Source organism: Streptosporangium sp. NBC_01639, assembly GCF_045209755.1.
Lineage (GTDB): Bacteria > Actinomycetota > Actinomycetes > Streptosporangiales > Streptosporangiaceae > Streptosporangium.
Genome location: NZ_CP109272.1, coordinates 8,218,621 through 8,234,801, shown reverse-complemented (window position 1 = coordinate 8,234,801; position 16,181 = coordinate 8,218,621). Strand labels below are relative to the sequence as shown.

The following is a 16,181-nucleotide window of genomic DNA, read 5'->3' as shown; positions in this document are numbered from 1 at the left end:
AATCATCCGATGACGCGAATCGCCGCCGTACGCGGCGCGCTTCCGCCCAACCGCCACTCCCAGGCCGAGATCACCGACGCGTTCGCACGGGTGTGCCTGCCCGAGGGCGCCGGCCGCAGCCTGCTGGACCGGCTGCACGCCGGAGCCCGGGTCGAGCACCGCCATCTGGCACTCCCCCTCGACCAGTACGCCAAACTCGACGGTTTCGGGGCGGCCAACGACGCCTTCATCGGCTCGGCGGTCGAACTGGGGGCCGAGGCGGTGGGCGGCGCGCTGGAGGAGGCCGGGTTCGCACCGCAGGACGTGGACATGATCTTCTTCACCTCGGTGACCGGCATCGCCGCACCTTCGGTGGACGCCAGGCTGGTCGGGCGCCTCGGCATGCGCCCCGACGTCAAACGGATCCCGGTGTTCGGACTCGGCTGCGTGGCGGGAGCCGCGGGGATCGCTCGTCTGCACGACTACCTGCACGGCTGGCCCGACCACGTGGCCGTGCTGCTCTCGGTCGAGCTGTGCTCGCTGACCCTGCAGCGCGGTGACGCCTCCGTGGCCAACCTGGTCGCCGGGGCGCTGTTCGGCGACGGGGCGACGGCCGTGGTGGCCTGCGGAGACGGGCGGCGATCCGAGGCGGCGGGCCCGTCCGTGCTCGCCACCCGCAGCCACCTGTATCCCGACTCCGAGGGTGTGATGGGCTGGGACGTCCGCGACACCGGCTTCCAGGTGGTGCTGGACGCGAGCGTCCCCGACGTGGTGCGCACCTACCTGGCCGACGACGTGCACCGCTTCCTCGCCGACCACGGCCTGACGACGCGGGACGTGACGGCGTGGGTGTGCCATCCCGGCGGCCCGAAGGTCCTGGAGGCCGTCGCCGAGACGCTCGACCTGCCCGACGACGCGCTGGACCTCACCTGGCGCTCGCTGGCGGAGGTCGGCAACATGTCGTCCTCTTCCGTGCTGCACGTCCTGCGCGACACCCTCGACCTGCGACCACCGCCGCCGGGCACGCCGGGCCTGCTCATCGCGATGGGACCCGGTTTCTGTTCCGAGCTCGTCCTCCTGCGCTGGTAGGTGAAGCCATGTCGTGGTATGTGCTACTGGTGCTGCTGGTGGGCGTGGAGCGCCTCGCCGAGCTGGTCGTCGCGCGCCGCAACGAGCGGTGGAGTCTGGCCCGCGGCGGGGTGGTGTCCGGACGCGGCCACTACCCGTGGATGGTGGCCCTGCACACCGGGCTGCTGGCCGGATGCCTGCTGGAGGCGGGCCTGGCCGACCGGCCCTTCGTCCCGGTGCTCGGCTGGCCGATGCTCGCCCTGGTGGTCGCCGCGCAGGGGCTGCGCTGGTGGTGCATCACCGCGCTGGGCCACCACTGGAACACCAAGGTGATCGTGGTGCCCGGCCTGCCGCCGGTGACGCGCGGCCCCTACCGGCTGCGCCGGCTGCGCCACCCCAACTATGTCGCGGTGGCCGTGGAGGGCATGGCGCTGCCGCTGGTGCACGGTGCCTGGATCACCGCGCTGACCTTCACCGTGCTCAACGCCGCGTTGATGGTCGTGCGGATCCGGTGCGAGGAGGAGGCCCTCTCCTCGCTCACCCCGGCACCCCCCGGACAGGTGGCGGCGTGATCGACGTCCTGATCGCCGGCGGAGGACCGGCGGGCCTGGCCACCGCCATCCACGCGGCGCTGGCCGGGATGGAGGCGGTCGTCGTCGAGCCCCGGTCCATCCCGGTGGACAAGGCCTGCGGCGAGGGGCTGATGCCCAGCGGAGCCGCCGCGCTGCGGTCGCTGGACGTTCCGGTGGAGGGCCACCCGCTTCGGGGTATCCGCTACCTCGACGGGCGCCGCCAGGCGCAGGCCGCGTTCCGCGACGGCCCGGGGCTGGGCGTGCGGCGCACCGCGCTGCACGCCGCGCTGTACCAGCGGGCGGCCGAGCTGGGCGTGAAGATCGTCGAAGGCAGGGTGGCCGGAGTGCGCCAGGACCGCGACGGCGTCCAGGCGGCGGGGCTGCGGGCCCGCTGGCTGGTGGCCGCGGACGGCCTGCACTCCCCGCTGCGCGCCCTGCTGGGGCTGGGACTGCCCGACAACCGCCCACGCCGGTACGGCCTGCGGCGGCACTACCGGGTCGCACCCTGGACGGATTTCGTCGAGGTCCACTGGGCCGCGGCCGGCGAGGCGTACGTGACGCCGGTGGGCGACGAGCTGGTCGGCGTCGCCGTACTGAGTTCCCGGCGGCGCGGCTACCTGGAGCACCTGGCGGACTTCCCCTCCCTCGTGGCCCGGCTGGAGGGGCCAGTCGCGACCCCGGTGCGCGGCGCCGGGCCGCTGCGCCAGCGGGTGCGCGCCCGGGTCGCCGGCCGGGTGCTGCTGGTCGGCGACGCGGCCGGATACACCGACGCGCTCACCGGCGAGGGGGTCTCGCTCGCGCTGCTGTCCGCGCAGGCCCTGGTGCGCTGCCTGCTCGCCGGCGCCCCGCAGTCCTACGAGAGCGCCTGGCTGAGGCTGTCGCGGCGGCACCGGCTGCTCACCGGGGCGCTGCTGGAGACCCGCCGGCACCGGACGGCCGCACGGCTGATCGTCCCGGCGGCCCACCGGATGCCCGCCCTGTTCGGTGCGGCGGTGCACGCGCTGGCCTGACGACGGCCCTGCGGCGGCCCACGGCCGAGAACACGCCGGCCTGACGACGGCTGTGCGGTCACCTGACCAGGGGACGACACCGGCCAGGCGCCCGGGGGCGCCCCGCCGCAATGTCACCGCTCGACGGCCAGTCGTACTCCCAGCCCGATGAACACGCCTCCCGTGGCGACGTCGATTCGACGGCGAGCGGTATGCCGGCGACGAAGCCATCCTCCGATCCGTCCTGCGAGCACGCCGACCGTACCGTCGACGAGGAACTCCAACGCGATCAGGATCGCGCCGAGGATCGCGAACTGCATCCAGACCTGACCCAGTTGCGGGTTGATGAACTGGGGAAGGAAGGCGATCGTGAAGGTGACCATCTTCGGGTTCAGCAGATTGGTCAACAAGCCGTTGAGATACGCCCGGCGACCTGACATCCCACCGCCGCCCGCCGCCACCTCGTCCTGAACGCCCTTACGGTGACGGATCATCTGCACGCCGAGATAGATCAGATAAGCGGCTCCGGCGATGCGCAGCACGGTGAAGGCGAGCGGCACCGCGGCGAAGAGGGCGGCCAATCCCGCGGCCGCCACGGCGATGTGGATGGCTTCGCTCGTTGCCACCCCGGCCGTGGCGAGCAAGCCGGCGCGTGGCCCACCCCGCATCCCGCACCCCAGGACGAACAACATGTCCGGTCCAGGAGCGATCATGGCGATGATCGCGGTCACGGTGAACAACGCAAGCAGGTGTGGATCGATCGGCATGACAGGATCTTCCCAGAAATCCCGGTCGTTGTGATCCGGCGGGCCACGTGGGCTACCGCTGCTCCGCGCGGTGGACGCGGCTGCGACCGGCCGCGTAGTGCCCGGTCTCCACGAACCGGGCCCGCCACTCCTCGTCACGGTGCCCCGCCACGGCCTGCAGGAAGTGTCCCTGGAGATCGGTCGTGGCCTCGGCCGACCTGGTCCATCTCTCCTGTCCCGGCTCCCGGTGCAGGATCTCGACGGTCTGGCCGGAGAACGGGGCGTAGTCCAGGTATCCCTGCGGATCGACCCGGTTCAGCACACCCCGGACCTCCACTCCCGCCCCTTTGCGGACCGCCTGGACCGAACTGAACTTGGTCTCGCGCCTCAGCTGGAATCCGGCGTACCGGGTGACCGTGCCGCCGTCCGTCCCCCGGGCGGTCACCGCGACGGTCCAGGGCCCGGCCGGATACCAGCGGCTCAGCTTCTTGTCCGGCTCGAACCTCCAGATCTCCCACTCCCCCAGGGCGCGCCGGGCCGTCTGCGACGGGACGGTGGAGACCGTGACGGGCGGCACAGGGACCAGTCCGCTCTGCGGCGCCGGGCCAGGACCGGAGAGCGGGCCGTGCCCGGAGAGCGGCCCGGAGACCGGGCCGGGGCCGCCGCCGGGACCGCCGCCGGGACCGGCGAGCTTCGCGGAGCCGGGCGGCGGACCCGGATCGACCTGGACCGTCATCCCCGCCGGGCTCGCGACCCCACGGGCGACCACCTCGATCACCAGGTGCACCGAGCCGGTCGGCCCGGCGACGGGGGCGGCGGGGTTCAGGGTTATGGAACGGATCGCCGGGCCGGTGGAGGACGGCCGGACCTGCTCCGCACCGGCGGGCACCCCCGCCGGTACGGCGGCGGCCCCGGCCATCAGAACGGGAAGAACGACTCTCAAGGTCATGGTCAGGACGCTAGGAACCGGCCGGTAATGATCCAGGAGGCGACACACGTCTGATTGGGCAAAGCGCCGCCCGCACCCGGCCGCGGGCCGCCGCCCCCACCCGGTCCCCACGGGGAGGCCGGCGGCCACGACGGGATCAGCTCGCGTACATGTCGTCGATGATCCCGGCGTACTTGGTGTGGATGACGCGACGCTTCAGCTTCAGACTCGGCGTGAGCTCCTCGGTCTCGGCGGTCCACTCCACCGGCAGCAGGCGCCAGCGCTTGACCTGCTGGACGCGGGCGAGCTTCTCGTTGGCCGCGGCGACCGCCGCCTCGACGGTCTTGAGGACGTCGGGGTGCTCGGCGAACTCGGCGAGGGTGGTGAACTCGATGCCCCGCCCCCTGGCCCAGCCGGGGGCGACCTCGCCGTCGAGGGTGAGGACCGCCACCGGGTACGGCCTGCCGTCGCCGTAGGCGAGGGCCTGTCCGATGAGGGGATGCTCCTTGAGGTGGTTCTCGATGTTGGCCGGGGAGATGTTCTCCCCGCCGGAGGTGATGATGAGCTCCTTCTTACGGTCGACGATGCGGACGAAGCCGTCCTCGTCGATGGAGCCCACGTCGCCGGTGTGCAGCCAGCCCTCCCCGTCCAGCAGGTCGGCGGTCGCCTCGGGCCGGTTCAGGTAGCCGCGGGCGTTGGCGGGGCTGCGGGTGACGATCTCCCCGTCCTCGGCGATGCGGACCTCGACGCCCGGTCCGGCCTGACCGACCGTGCCGAGCTTGTAGCGGTCGGGGGCGTTGGCGGTGAAGGCGCCCGTCGTCTCGGTCATGCCGTACACGTCGAGCACGCGCACGCCCAGACCGGCGAAGAAGCGCTGGACCTCCAGCGGCATCGGCGCGGCGGCGCTGGCCAGCCAGGCGGCGTTGGCGAAACCGATCATGGAACGGATGACCGACAGCAGCGCGGCGTCGGCCTGCTCGTAGGCGGTCCGCACCTGCGCGGAGGGCGTCCGCCCGTACTGGCCGGCCTCGACGTAGGCGAGACCGGCGGCCATGGCGTTGCGCACGTTCTCCTGCTGCTCGTCGGGCTGGGTGGACAGCAGCGCCTGCAGCCGGGCCATCATCTTCTCCCAGACGCGCGGCACGCCGAAGAACAGAACCGGCTTGACCTGGCCGAGGACGGTGCCGAGCTGGGCCAGATCGGTGCAGAAGTGGGTGTGGGAGAACTTGAACAGCGGCAGGTAGAGGCTGAGCACCCGTTCGGCGATGTGGGCGTAGGTGAGGTAGGAGATCTGCGTGCCCTCGTCGGGCAGCACGACCATCCGGCTGGTGGACACGACCTCGAAGAACACGTTGGAGTGGGTCAGCGGCACGCCCTTGGGGTTGCCGGTGGTGCCGGAGGTGTACAGGACGGTCAGGGGGTCGTCGGCGGTCACGGCCTGCCAGCGTGCGTCGATCGACGCCGGGTCGGAGGCCAGCCGCTCGCGGCCCAGGGCCAGGAGACCCTCCCAGCTCAGGAAGCGGTCACCGGACGGGGCGCCCTCCAGCACGACGACCCTGCGGATCTCGGGCAGTCCCGCCAGCACCGGCTCCCATCTGGCCAGCTCGGCCGGGCCGCCCAGCACCACGATCTTCGCGCCGACGTCACCGGCGACGAAGGCCACCTGCTCGGGGGTGAAGGTGGAGTAGACCGAGCACGACACGCCGCCCGCGTGCACCGCTCCCAGGTCGGCCAGGACATGCTCGCTGCGGTTGACCATCATCAGCGCCACCGCCTCCCCCGGCTCCAGGCCGAGGGCGACGAAACCGGCGGCGATCTCCAGGACCCGCTGCCGGGCCTGGCCGTAGGTGAGGGTGGCCCAGCCCCCGTCGACCGGGTCGGAATAGGCGGGTGCGTCGGGGTTTCGCTCCGCCGCCTCCTTCAACTGCGCGCAGACGGTGCGGCCCTCGATCTCCCTCTCGATCGCCGCACGCTCTTCAAGGACACCAGCCATGACGTGCCTCCTGAAAGTGCTCACTTGCATGAGTGGCATGCATCGCACCACACGGCGTTCCCTTCGAACAAGACCCGGCGGGTGAGAAGAAGCAGCGCGACGCACAACCTCCCTCGCCGCCGTCGCGGAATATGTACGTAGAGTTGTGAGGCGATCACACGGTGACGGCGGGGGGCCACATGACGACGGGGACGGACGCTCAGGGGAAGAGCTTCTTCGGACACCCACGCGGCCTCGCCACGCTGTTCGGCACCGAGATGTGGGAACGCTTCAGCTGGTACGGCCTCCGCGCCATCCTGGCCACCTTCATGGCCGCCTCCCCCGCCATGGGCGGCCTGGGCCTGACGCAGCAGACCGCCACGGCGGTCGTCGGCATCTACGGCGCCCTGATCTATCTGGTCGCCCTGCCCGGCGGCTGGATCGCCGACCGCGTCCTCGGCGCCCGCAGAGCGGTGCTGTGGGGCGGCTTCGTCATCATGTGCGGCCACATCAGCATGGCCATCCCGGTCAGCACGGGCGCCTTCGTCGCGCTGGGACTGCTCCTCATCATCACCGGGACCGGGCTGCTGAAGCCGAACATCTCCGCAATGGTCGGCAAGCTCTACCCCGAGGACGAGGACGCGCGCAGGGACGCGGGTTTTTCCATCTTCTACCTCGGCATCAACATCGGCGCCTTCGCCGCCCCCCTGATCGTCGGCTGGCTGGCCACCGGCAACCGCTGGCATCTGGGCTTCGGCGCGGCCGCGGTCGGGATGGCCCTGGGACTGACCCAGTACGTGCTGGGCCGGCGCCACCTCAGGGGCGTGGGCGAGGAGCCCGGTCACCGGCTGTCTGCCCGCGAGCGCCGGCACTTCACCGTCGCCCTCGCCGTCGCCGTCGTCGTGATCGGCGCCGTCCTCGCCACCTGGGTGGCCTCCGGCGCCTTCGACCTCGACACCTTCGCGCTCGCGGTGACGATCGTCATCGTCATCGTCCCGGTGGCCTACTTCGGCTACATCCTGTTCGGCAGCCACAACCTCACCCCGGGTGAGCGCTCGGGGATGAAGGCCTACATCTGGCTGTTCGTCGCGGCCGCCATCTTCTGGATGCTCTACGACCTGGCCCCGACCGTGCTGCTGTTCTTCGCGCAGGACAGGACCGACCTGACGCTGTTCGGCATCCGGATCACCGCCGCGACGACGCAGGCGTTCAACCCGCTGTTCATCGCACTCCTGGTGCCCCCCTTCGCGGTGCTCTGGGTCAAGCTGGGCAACCGGGTGACCGCCCCCCACAAGTTCGCCCTCGCGCTGTTCATGAACGGGCTGAGCTTCGTGGTCATGGCCCTGGCCGCCCAGCTGGCCGCGCACGGCAGGATCTCCGTGTGGTGGCTGGTGCTGGTCTATCTCGTCCAGGTCTTCGGCGAGCTGGCGCTGAGCCCCGTCGGGCTGTCGATCACCAGCAAGCTCGCCCCGCAGGCGTTCAAGGGGCAGATGCTCGGCGTGTGGTTCATCGCCATCTCGGTGGGCGACGCCGTGGGCGGCCAGACCGCCCGGCTGAAGAACTACATGTCGGAGCCCGCGTACTTCCTCACCCTCGCGGGGATGGCCATCGCGGCGAGCGTGGTGCTGTTCGCGTTCGTCGGCAGACTCGACGCGATGATCGGCGAGCACCACGAGGGCGCGGCGCAGGCCGGGCCCGCACCCTCCTGACGGGAAACACATAGAACCGGTCATGGGATGATTCATCGGTGAACCAGCTGCTGGACCTTGTCGGCATCTTCGTCTTCGCGCTCTCGGGCGCCCTCGTCGGCGTCCGCAAACGGCTGGACGTGGTGGGCATGGCCGTACTGGCGGAGATGACGGCCCTGGGCGGCGGGATCGTGCGCGACCTGGTCCTCAACGTACGGCCCGCCGCCTTCTCCAGCACCGGCTACGTGCTCGTGCCGATCGCCGCCACGGCGATCGTGTTCTTCTGGCATCCGCACGTCCAGCGGGTGATGCCCGCGGTGGACGTGCTCGACGCGGCGGGGCTCGGCCTGTTCTGCGCGGTCGGCACCGAGAAGGCGATGAACTTCGGCCTCAGCCCGCTGCACGGCGCCCTGCTCGGGGTCACCACCGCGGTCGGCGGCGGCATCCTGCGCGACATCCTCGCCGGGCAGATCCCGAACCTGCTCTACGACCGCCAGCTCTACGCGGTGCCCGCCATGCTCGGCTCGGCGGTCATGGCCGCGCTCTACACCCTCGACCTGCACGGCTGGCCGGCCACCCTGGCCGCCGCCGTGCTCGCCTTCGGGCTGCGTATCGCGGCCATGCGGCTGGGGCTGCGCGCCCCGCTGGCCCGCGGCGTCACCTCGGAGTAGGCGTCACCTCGGAGTAGACGTCCCTCACAGCGCGGGCGTCCCTCACAGCGCGGGGGTGAGCGGCCGGGCGGGCGGGATCCCGTGGGCGCCCCTGATCCTGGCCTCGGCGATGCGCTCCACCGCCTCGGTGAGCACCTGCGGCGGCTGGGTGAAAGGCAGCCGCAGCCGCCCCTCCAGCGTGCCGTCCACGCCGAACCAGGGGCCGGGCGCGAGCCGTACCCCGTGACAGCCCGCCGCGTCGGCCAGCGCGGTGGCCGAGGGATCCGTCAGCCGCACCCAGAGCGACCCTCCCCCCTTGGGCACCGTGAAGCCCCAGTCGGGCATCCGCGCCCGCACCGCCGCCACCAGGACGTCCCTGGAGAGACGGAGCGTGTGGCGGCGCTCGGCCCTGGTCTCCTCGACGTCTTCGAACAATCTCGCCACGACCAGTTGCTCGAAGAGCGGGCTGGCGACGTCCACGGCCGCACGGAGCACGGCCAGCCGGCGGACCATGGCGGCGGTGGTGCGGATCCAGCCGATGCGCAGACCGCCCCACCACAGCTTGGAGGCCGACCCGATGCTGATCACCCGCCCGTCGGTGTCGAACGCGGCCAGCGGCGCGGTCTGCGGCACCTCCTCGATCGCCAGCTCGGCCCAGGTCTCGTCGGCGATCAGCGTGGTGCCGTGCTGCCTGGCCGCCCCGACCAGGGCCGCCCGCGTGGCGTCGTCCATCAGATGCCCGGTCGGATTCTGGAAGTCGGGGATCACATAGGCGAGGCGGGCCACCGACTGACGCAACGCGCCGGTGAGCAGGTCCAGGTGCCAGCCGTCGTCGGGGACGCCGACCGGGACGAGCCGGGCGCCGCGTGTCCTGGCCACGTCCAGCGCGTGCGGATAGGTCGGCGACTCCAGCACCATCGCGTCACCGGCCGACAGCAGCATCGTGGTCAGCAGGTGCAGCGCGTGCTGGGCACCCGCGGTCACCAAGATCTGCTCGGGGCGGGTGGCCAGCCCCCGGGCGGTGTAACGGGCCGCGATCGCCTGGCGCAGCGGCGCGATCCCGACGGGGTCGTAGCCGTTGCCGAGCGCGTGGCGCCGGTAGTTCTCGGTGGCGAAGGCGATCGCCGCGGGAAGCATCGGGGTCGCCAGCGGCGCGGCGGCGTGCAGCGGCAGCAGCCCGTCGTCGCCCGTGGCGATCCACGGGTTCTCGGTGCCCAGCGAGCCCGGTTCGGGCAGCGCGGTCCAGCTTCCCGCGCCCTGCCTGCTCTCCAGGTAGCCCTGCTCGCGGAGCCGGTCGTAGGCGGCGGTCACGGTGGTGCGGCTGACCCCCAGGGCCTCGGCCAGGTGGCGCTCGGCCGGCACCCGCATCCGCACCGGCAGCCGCCCGTCAAGGATCAGCGACCGCACCGCCTGGGCCAGGGCCCCGTAGTACGGCCTGGCGCCGGGGTCGATCGCCACCAGCCGGGCGAGCTGAGGCCCGCTCAGATATCGGTCCATTGACAACCGGGGGAGCGGCACCCGGAGGCCCGATACCCCGTTCCCCCTCCCGTTTCATGCGTCCGCACGACAAATCTACCCGCGGTTGTCGGAGAATCGGGCGAGGACCAGTGCTTCGACGACCCCCACGACCGCGTACGCGAGGATCGACACGGTGGTGACGGCCACGATGTCGGCCCAGACCTCGTCGTAGCGGAAGCCGCCGATCGCACGGAGGATCTCGGCGCCGACCCCCTCACCGGTGGCCAGCCACTCGGCGATGAGCGCGCCGATGATCGAGGAGGGCACGGATATCCGGGCGGAGGCGAACACCGAGGGCATCGCCGTCGGCACGGCGACCTTGCGCAGGACGGTCAGGCGCCCGCCGCCGTAGGCCATGATCAGGTCGGTCGCCTGCGGGGAGGCCGACCGCAGGCCGAAGGCGATGTTGACCAGGGCGGGGAAGAAGACCACGATCCCGCCGATGACGGCGACGCCGAGAAGCTCCCGGCCGAACACCAGGGTGATCAACGGCGTCATCACCACGAGCGGCACCGAGCGCAGCAGCATCGCGACCGGCATGAAGGTCTGCTCGACGGCCCGGAAGAGCACGAACATCACGGCGACGGCCAGCGCCGCGACCATGCCCGCGGTGAACCCCACGGCCGCGTCCCTGATCGTGACACCGAGGGTGGCGAAGACGGTCTCGCGATGGGCTCCCGAGTCCGCCGCCGTGAACAGGTAGGCCCAGACCTGAGGGGGGCGCTTGCCGACCAGCGGGCTGATCGCGAACGCCTCCAGGAACAGCCACCACCCGGCCACGACGATGAGCACGGAGGGCAGCAGCGGGCCGACGACCCGCAGAACGGTACGGCCGATCACAGAGAGGTCCTCGTTTCCGCGCCGCCGTACGACCAGGGGGTGACCACTCGAGCGACGAGCGTGACGACACCGTAGCCAAGGCCGGCGATCAGTCCCGCCACGAGTGCCAGCCCCCAGGTGCGGGGGACCTGGAACTGCTGCTGGGAGATCATCAAGGAGACGCCGAGGCCCTGGTCGTTGCTGCCGAGGTACTCCCCGATGATCGCGCCGAGCAGCGCGGAGGGGGCCGAGATCTTCAGCCCGGCGAACGTGCTCGGCAGGGCGGCGACGACCTGGACGTGGCGGAGCTTGGCCAGGCGGCCCCCGCCGTACACGGCGATGAGGTCGAGGCTGGTCCGCTCGGCCGAGCGCAGGCCGAGCAGGGCGCCGATGAGCGTGGTGAAGAAGACCGAGATGGCGGCCAGGAACACCACGGTGGCCGGGCCGCCGAAGACGACCAGGATGATCGGGCCGACGGCCAGCAGCGGAATGCAGTAGCTGATCACCGCGAGCTGGGTGGCCACGGCCTCCAGCTGCGGGACGAGCAGCACGATCAGGGCGACCCCGATCGCCAGCCCGTTGCCCCAGGTGAAGCCCTGCAGGGCGGCGGTCACGGTGGCGGACACGTTGGGCCCGTAGAAGGCCCAGCCGTCCTGCCCCATCGCGGCCAGCACCGCCCACGGGGTCGGCACCGCCCCGTCGCCCGCGAAGACGGTCACCGCCAGCACCCACCACAGGCCGATCAGCACGACGACGCCGAGGAGGCCGTATGCCCGCTTCACGAGCCGCCCTGCCCGTGACCGAAGAGCAGGTCGCTGAGGTGGTCGTGGAGCGCGTGGAACTCCGGGGTGCGCATCATCTCGGGGGTGCGCGGGCGCGGCAGGCCGATCTCGACCAGTTCGACGACGCGACCCGGCCGCGCGCTCATGACGGCGACGACGTCGGAAAGGAAGATCGCCTCGCTTATGCCGTGGGTGACCATCAGCGTCGTCGCGGGCTTCTCGGTCCAGATCCGCAGCAGTTCCAGGTTGAGCCGCTGGCGGGTCATGTCGTCCAGCGCCCCGAACGGCTCGTCGAGCAGGAGCACGCTGGGCCGGACCACCAGGGCCCGGGCGATGGACACCCGCTGGCGCATGCCCCCGGACAGCTCCGCCGGCCTGGCCTTCTCGAAACCCTCCAGGCCCACCAGCTTGATCAGGTCCTCGATCACACCGGGTTCGGGCTTGAGACCGGCGACCTCCAGGGGCAGCCGGATGTTGGCCGCGACGCTCCGCCAGGCCAGCAGCGCCGAGTCCTGAAAGGCGATGCCGAGGTGGTGGCTTCTGCGCAGTTCCTCGGGGGACTCGCCGTTCACCAGAATCTCGCCCGCGGTGGGCTTTTCGAGCCCGGCCAGGATGCGCAGCACGGTCGACTTGCCGCAGCCCGAGGGACCGAGCAGGGACAGGAAGGACCCCTGGGGGGTCTGCAGGTCCACGTTCTCGATCGCGGTCACCGAGCGCCGGCCGGTGGTGAACCGCTTGCCGAGCCCGCTGATGCTGATGCCGGTCATGAGAGCTTCAGGCTCGGGTCGGCCTTGTGGACCTCGTCGAGGATCGACAGGTCGAACAGGTCCTCGGCCTTGACGGTCAGCCCGGCCTTGGCCAGCGAGGCGATGTTCTGCTCGATCAGTTCGGGGGTCATGGCGAACAGGCCGTTGGCCTTGGCCTCAGGGGTGACGATGAGCTCGTTCTGCATCTTGGCCTCCTCGGTCTGCTCGGCGACGTCGAGGTTGAGGTCCTTGCCGTAGGTCTTCGCGGCCAGCTCCGCGGACTTCGCGGGGTCGGCGACGGCGTCCCTCCAGCCTTTGATCTCGGCGGTCAGGAACGCCTTGAGCTTGTCGCGCTCGCTGTCGATGGTCTGCTGGGCCACCGTGAAGGTCTCGGCGACCAGCGGCAGCCCGTGGTCGGCGAACAGGAAGTGCGCCGCGTCGACGCCCTGCATCTTCAGCCGCACCGGGCCGCTGGTGACGAAGCCGACGTAGCCATCGAGCTGGCCGGAGGTCAGCATCGAGGGGTCGGACTGGAAGGGGACGCGCGTCACACTCGCCGGGTCGATCTCGTTCGCCTTGAGCAGCGCGTTCCAGACCAGCTCGTTGGCGTCCTGCACCCCGATCTTCTTGCCGACCAGGGCCTTGGGGTCCTCGATGGGAGCCTTGCCCAGGGAGACGACGGCGAAGGGGTTCTTCTGGAAGGTCGCACCGACGATCTTCAGCTGCGCGCCCTGCAGGACCGCGGGCGCGGTGATGGTCGGCGTCGACAGCCCGATCCAGCAGCGGCCGGTGGCCAGGCCCGACTCGACGGAGGTGCCGGATCCGCCGCCGGACAGCAACTCCACCTGGCTGAACCCCGCGGCCTTGTAGTAGCCCTTGCTGTCGGCGAAGTACTCCCCGGCGAACTCGATGTTCTTCTTCCAGGAGAGCTGGAGCTTGACCGCGCCGAACTTCCCCTCGCCGCCTCCTCCGGCTCCGGCGGATGTGCCGCTGTCACCGCAGGCGGTCAGACCGAGCGCCAACCCGGCCAGGCCTGTCGTCCGCAGGAACGCGCGACGGTCGAGGGTAGCCATACTTCTCCTTGGGCCGGATGAACGTGCAGGTCAGGAAGGTATACGCCGATTATTACCATCTTGTGACGAAATTTCGGACATTACCAAGTGGGTGGGAGGACGCCCCCGGGCAGAAAGACCGCGCACGGCCGCGCATCCGGGCCGCGACCGCGGCGACACACGGAGAAACCCCTGCTCCCGGCGCCCGCAGCCGCATCCGGCGGCCGGCCGCGGGAGGGGATCAGCCCGCCGCGCCCCCTGTAGGTCCCTACGAGAGCGGCCGGCCAGGTCCGTAGGTCCCTCTAACCACCGGATCGATCGGGTAGCGTCGGCGGCGAAATGAGACTTGACGGAATTCCCCTTTGGGACGGTACCGAATCTCGCGGACCGGTGGACATCAGCTGGGAGCCCGATCGGATCGGGGAGGTACGGCCCGCCGCGCAACGCCACGACGAGCTGTGCGTGATCCCCGGCCTGGTCGACACGCACGTGCACCTGATCGGGTACGCGGGCGACAACCAACCGGACTTCATGACCTGGCCGCTGGTCACCACGCGAGACGAGCAGGTGCTGCACGGCGCCGCCCACGCCCAGCGCGCCATGCGCCACGGCGTGACGACCCTGCGCGACCTGGCCGGGGACGAGGCGCAGATCGCACTGCGCCGGGCCTTCGACGCCGGGGTGCTGCCGGGGCCGCGCATCCAGGTCCACGGCGTGGTGGGGATGACCGCCGGTCACAACGACCTGTTCGTGCCGCCCGCCTTCCCCCTGCGCAAACCCACCGCGGACGGACCCGACGAGTGCCGCAAGCTGGTGCGCACCTGGGCCCGCGCCGGCATGGACGGCATCAAGATCACCACCAGTGGCGGCGTCCTGTCCATCGGCGACAAGAACGGCTGGCGCAACTACACGCCCGAGGAGATCCGCGCCGTCGTCGACGAGGCGCACGCGCTCGGCATGCTGGTCGCCTCACACGCCCACTCCGAGGACGGCATCCGCATCGCCGTGCAGGAGGGCGTCGACTCGATCGAGCACGGCACCCTGCTGAGCGCCGAACTGGCCGAGACGCTCGCGGCCCGCCGTACGCCCGTCGCCCCGACCCTGCTGATCAACGAGGCCATCGCCGAAGGGCGCGTCCCGGTGACCGCCGAGGCCATGGCCAAGGCCGCGGAGCTGGTCGCCCGGCGTAACGTGCTGCTCGCCGAGGCGGCGGCCAAGGGGGTGCGGTTCGTGCTGGGCACCGACGCCAACGGGCATCACGTCCAGTTCGGCGACCAACTGGCCGAGGTCGTGCACATGGCCGCGATCCTGGGCATGGACGCCGAGGCGGCGCTGCGGGCGGCCACCTCCGACGCCGCCGACGCGATCGGCATGCCGGTGGGACGGATCGCCCCCGGCCTCGGAGCCGACCTCATCGTGCTGCGCGGCCGCCCCTGGGAGCGCATCGAAGACCTGGCCACCGAGAACATCGTCGCCGTCGTGTCACGGGGCCACCTCGTCGCGGGGACCCTTCCCTGACCTGAGGGCCAGATAGAGGTCGGTGCGGTCCCGCATCGAGGTCATCCGCCGCCCGGTCAGCTCCTCGATCCGCTGCAGACGGTAGCGGAGCGTGTTGACGTGCACATACAGCTCATCCGCCGCACGCTGCCACGATCCGCACGTCTCCAGGAAGGTGTCGAGGGTCTTCACCAGCTCCGAGCCGTGCCGCGTGTCGTACTCCTCCACCGGGCCGAGCAGGTGCTCCCTGAACGACCTCCGCACGCCCGGCGGGAGCGAGGTCAGCAACTGCTCGAAGGTGTCGATGTCGGCGGCCGACATGACGGACACCGGTCCCGCACCGGTCCTGGCCGACTCCATCCCCCGCTGGGCGCTTTCGAGGGCCTCGCCGAGCTGGGACACACTCGACGCCGGCTCGCTGACCCCCGCCACGAGCCCGATCCCCGGGTTGCCGGCCGCCAGATCGCGAAGCTCGTCGGCCAGGTTCCTGCGCGAGGCCTTCCCGTTGACCAGGACGACCGCCTCACCCGGCGTGCCGCCGACGATCAGCTGCCGGTCCTTTCTGGCCAGCGCCTCGTGCAGTACGGCGGGCAGGTCGTGCTCGCCCGATCCGCCGGTCAGGCCCACCACCATGACGGTCGTCGGCAGAGCGGGATCGGCGCCGAGGAGCCGCAGATGCGCCGAGACCTCGCCGGGTGCGATCTGCTGGGCGCCGAGAAGATCGATCAGCGTCTGCGCCCTGAGCCGTTCGGCCCTGCGCTGCCGGGCGGCGAACTCCTCCGCGGCCACGGCCTCGGTGACCGCGCCGAAGGACTGGTCCACAGCGGCCAGGATCAGCGGCACCCTGCGCCGTTCACACGCCTCGACGAGCGCCTGGGGGAGCTCGCCGAGCACGATCAGACCCACGACCAGTCCCGCCACGTCGCTGGCCCACAGCGCGTCGGCGAAGACCTCGCAGTCGGACGGCTTGCCGTACCAGACACCGCTGGTCAGCACGAGGTCTCCGGAACGGAGGTACCGCTGCGGATCGGGCAGATCCGTCGGATACGCCCGCCGCACCTCCCGGTCCAGCGCGTCCTGACCGGTCACCGGCGTCAGCCGCAGATCATCGCGCGCCAGCAGGTCCGCCAGCCTCATGAGCCTCCTCATTCTTTACCGGATATTTCATGTTATGC

Annotated in this window: 15 protein-coding genes; 6 read left to right on the top strand and 9 right to left on the bottom strand. The window is 71.2% G+C overall.

The annotated features are described in order from the left end of the window. Nucleotides 1–9 precede the first annotated feature (9 nt). From OHA77_RS37435 to OHA77_RS37425, 3 genes are read left to right on the top strand one after another with little or no spacing between them, the layout of a single operon-like run. Nucleotides 10–1,068, top strand: a complete 1,059-nt coding sequence (locus tag OHA77_RS37435) for a type III polyketide synthase (RefSeq protein ID WP_406313904.1) — start codon at nt 10–12, stop codon at nt 1,066–1,068. An 8-nt stretch (nt 1,069–1,076) separates the two neighbouring features. Beyond that, a complete protein-coding gene (locus tag OHA77_RS37430) occupies nt 1,077–1,619 on the top strand; it encodes an isoprenylcysteine carboxyl methyltransferase family protein (protein WP_406313903.1) in 543 nt (180 codons plus the stop codon). Next, nucleotides 1,616–2,629, top strand: coding sequence for an NAD(P)/FAD-dependent oxidoreductase (locus OHA77_RS37425; protein WP_406313902.1), 1,014 nt, complete (start codon nt 1,616–1,618; stop codon nt 2,627–2,629). Before OHA77_RS37430 ends, OHA77_RS37425 begins: the two co-directional genes overlap by 4 nt. Before the next feature lie 113 nt (nt 2,630–2,742). On the opposite strand, the gene OHA77_RS37420 is transcribed toward OHA77_RS37425, so the two are convergent. The 3 genes from OHA77_RS37420 to OHA77_RS37410 form a co-directional block, all read right to left on the bottom strand. Then, entirely contained in the window at nt 2,743–3,375 is a 633-nt protein-coding gene (locus OHA77_RS37420) for a LysE family translocator (protein ID WP_406313901.1), read from the bottom strand. 52 nt (nt 3,376–3,427) lie between these two features. Next, complete coding sequence (locus OHA77_RS37415) at nt 3,428–4,303, bottom strand: hypothetical protein (RefSeq protein ID WP_406313900.1); 876 nt, start codon at nt 4,301–4,303, stop codon at nt 3,428–3,430. Between the two features lie 136 nt (nt 4,304–4,439). Then, complete coding sequence (locus OHA77_RS37410) at nt 4,440–6,275, bottom strand: AMP-dependent synthetase/ligase (RefSeq protein ID WP_406313899.1); 1,836 nt, start codon at nt 6,273–6,275, stop codon at nt 4,440–4,442. Nucleotides 6,276–6,454: 179 nt separating this feature from the next. Between OHA77_RS37410 and OHA77_RS37405 the strand changes: the two genes are divergently transcribed. Beyond that, nucleotides 6,455–7,963, top strand: a complete 1,509-nt coding sequence (locus tag OHA77_RS37405; RefSeq protein ID WP_406313898.1) for a peptide MFS transporter — start codon at nt 6,455–6,457, stop codon at nt 7,961–7,963. Nucleotides 7,964–8,001: 38 nt separating this feature from the next. Continuing rightward, on the top strand, nt 8,002–8,613 hold the full coding sequence (locus OHA77_RS37400) for a trimeric intracellular cation channel family protein (RefSeq protein WP_326823486.1): 612 nt from the start codon (nt 8,002–8,004) through the stop codon (nt 8,611–8,613). A gap of 42 nt (nt 8,614–8,655) precedes the next feature. On the opposite strand, the gene OHA77_RS37395 is transcribed toward OHA77_RS37400, so the two are convergent. The 5 genes from OHA77_RS37395 to OHA77_RS37375 all read right to left on the bottom strand — a co-directional run bounded on the left by OHA77_RS37395 (nt 8,656) and on the right by OHA77_RS37375 (nt 13,530). Continuing rightward, on the bottom strand, nt 8,656–10,089 hold the full coding sequence (locus OHA77_RS37395; protein WP_326823487.1) for a PLP-dependent aminotransferase family protein: 1,434 nt from the start codon (nt 10,087–10,089) through the stop codon (nt 8,656–8,658). Nucleotides 10,090–10,164: 75 nt separating this feature from the next. After that, nucleotides 10,165–10,950, bottom strand: a complete 786-nt coding sequence (locus OHA77_RS37390; RefSeq protein WP_406313897.1) for an ABC transporter permease — start codon at nt 10,948–10,950, stop codon at nt 10,165–10,167. Further along, the gene (locus tag OHA77_RS37385) at nt 10,947–11,711 is read right to left on the bottom strand and encodes an ABC transporter permease (protein WP_406313896.1); all 765 of its coding nucleotides are present in this window, start codon (nt 11,709–11,711) and stop codon (nt 10,947–10,949) included. Before OHA77_RS37385 ends, OHA77_RS37390 begins: the two co-directional genes overlap by 4 nt. Beyond that, the gene (locus OHA77_RS37380; protein WP_326823490.1) at nt 11,708–12,478 is read right to left on the bottom strand and encodes an ABC transporter ATP-binding protein; all 771 of its coding nucleotides are present in this window, start codon (nt 12,476–12,478) and stop codon (nt 11,708–11,710) included. Before OHA77_RS37380 ends, OHA77_RS37385 begins: the two co-directional genes overlap by 4 nt. Further along, a complete protein-coding gene (locus tag OHA77_RS37375) occupies nt 12,475–13,530 on the bottom strand; it encodes an ABC transporter substrate-binding protein (protein WP_326823491.1) in 1,056 nt (351 codons plus the stop codon). Before OHA77_RS37375 ends, OHA77_RS37380 begins: the two co-directional genes overlap by 4 nt. Before the next feature lie 369 nt (nt 13,531–13,899). Here OHA77_RS37375 and OHA77_RS37370 point away from each other — a divergent pair, with 369 nt between their 5' ends. Continuing rightward, the gene (locus tag OHA77_RS37370) at nt 13,900–15,027 is read left to right on the top strand and encodes an amidohydrolase family protein (RefSeq protein WP_406313895.1); all 1,128 of its coding nucleotides are present in this window, start codon (nt 13,900–13,902) and stop codon (nt 15,025–15,027) included. Here the strand turns inward: OHA77_RS37370 and OHA77_RS37365 are convergent. Further along, complete coding sequence (locus tag OHA77_RS37365) at nt 14,992–16,143, bottom strand: PucR family transcriptional regulator (protein WP_406313894.1); 1,152 nt, start codon at nt 16,141–16,143, stop codon at nt 14,992–14,994. The genes OHA77_RS37370 and OHA77_RS37365 overlap by 36 nt on opposite strands. Nucleotides 16,144–16,181: the final 38 nt, after the last annotated feature.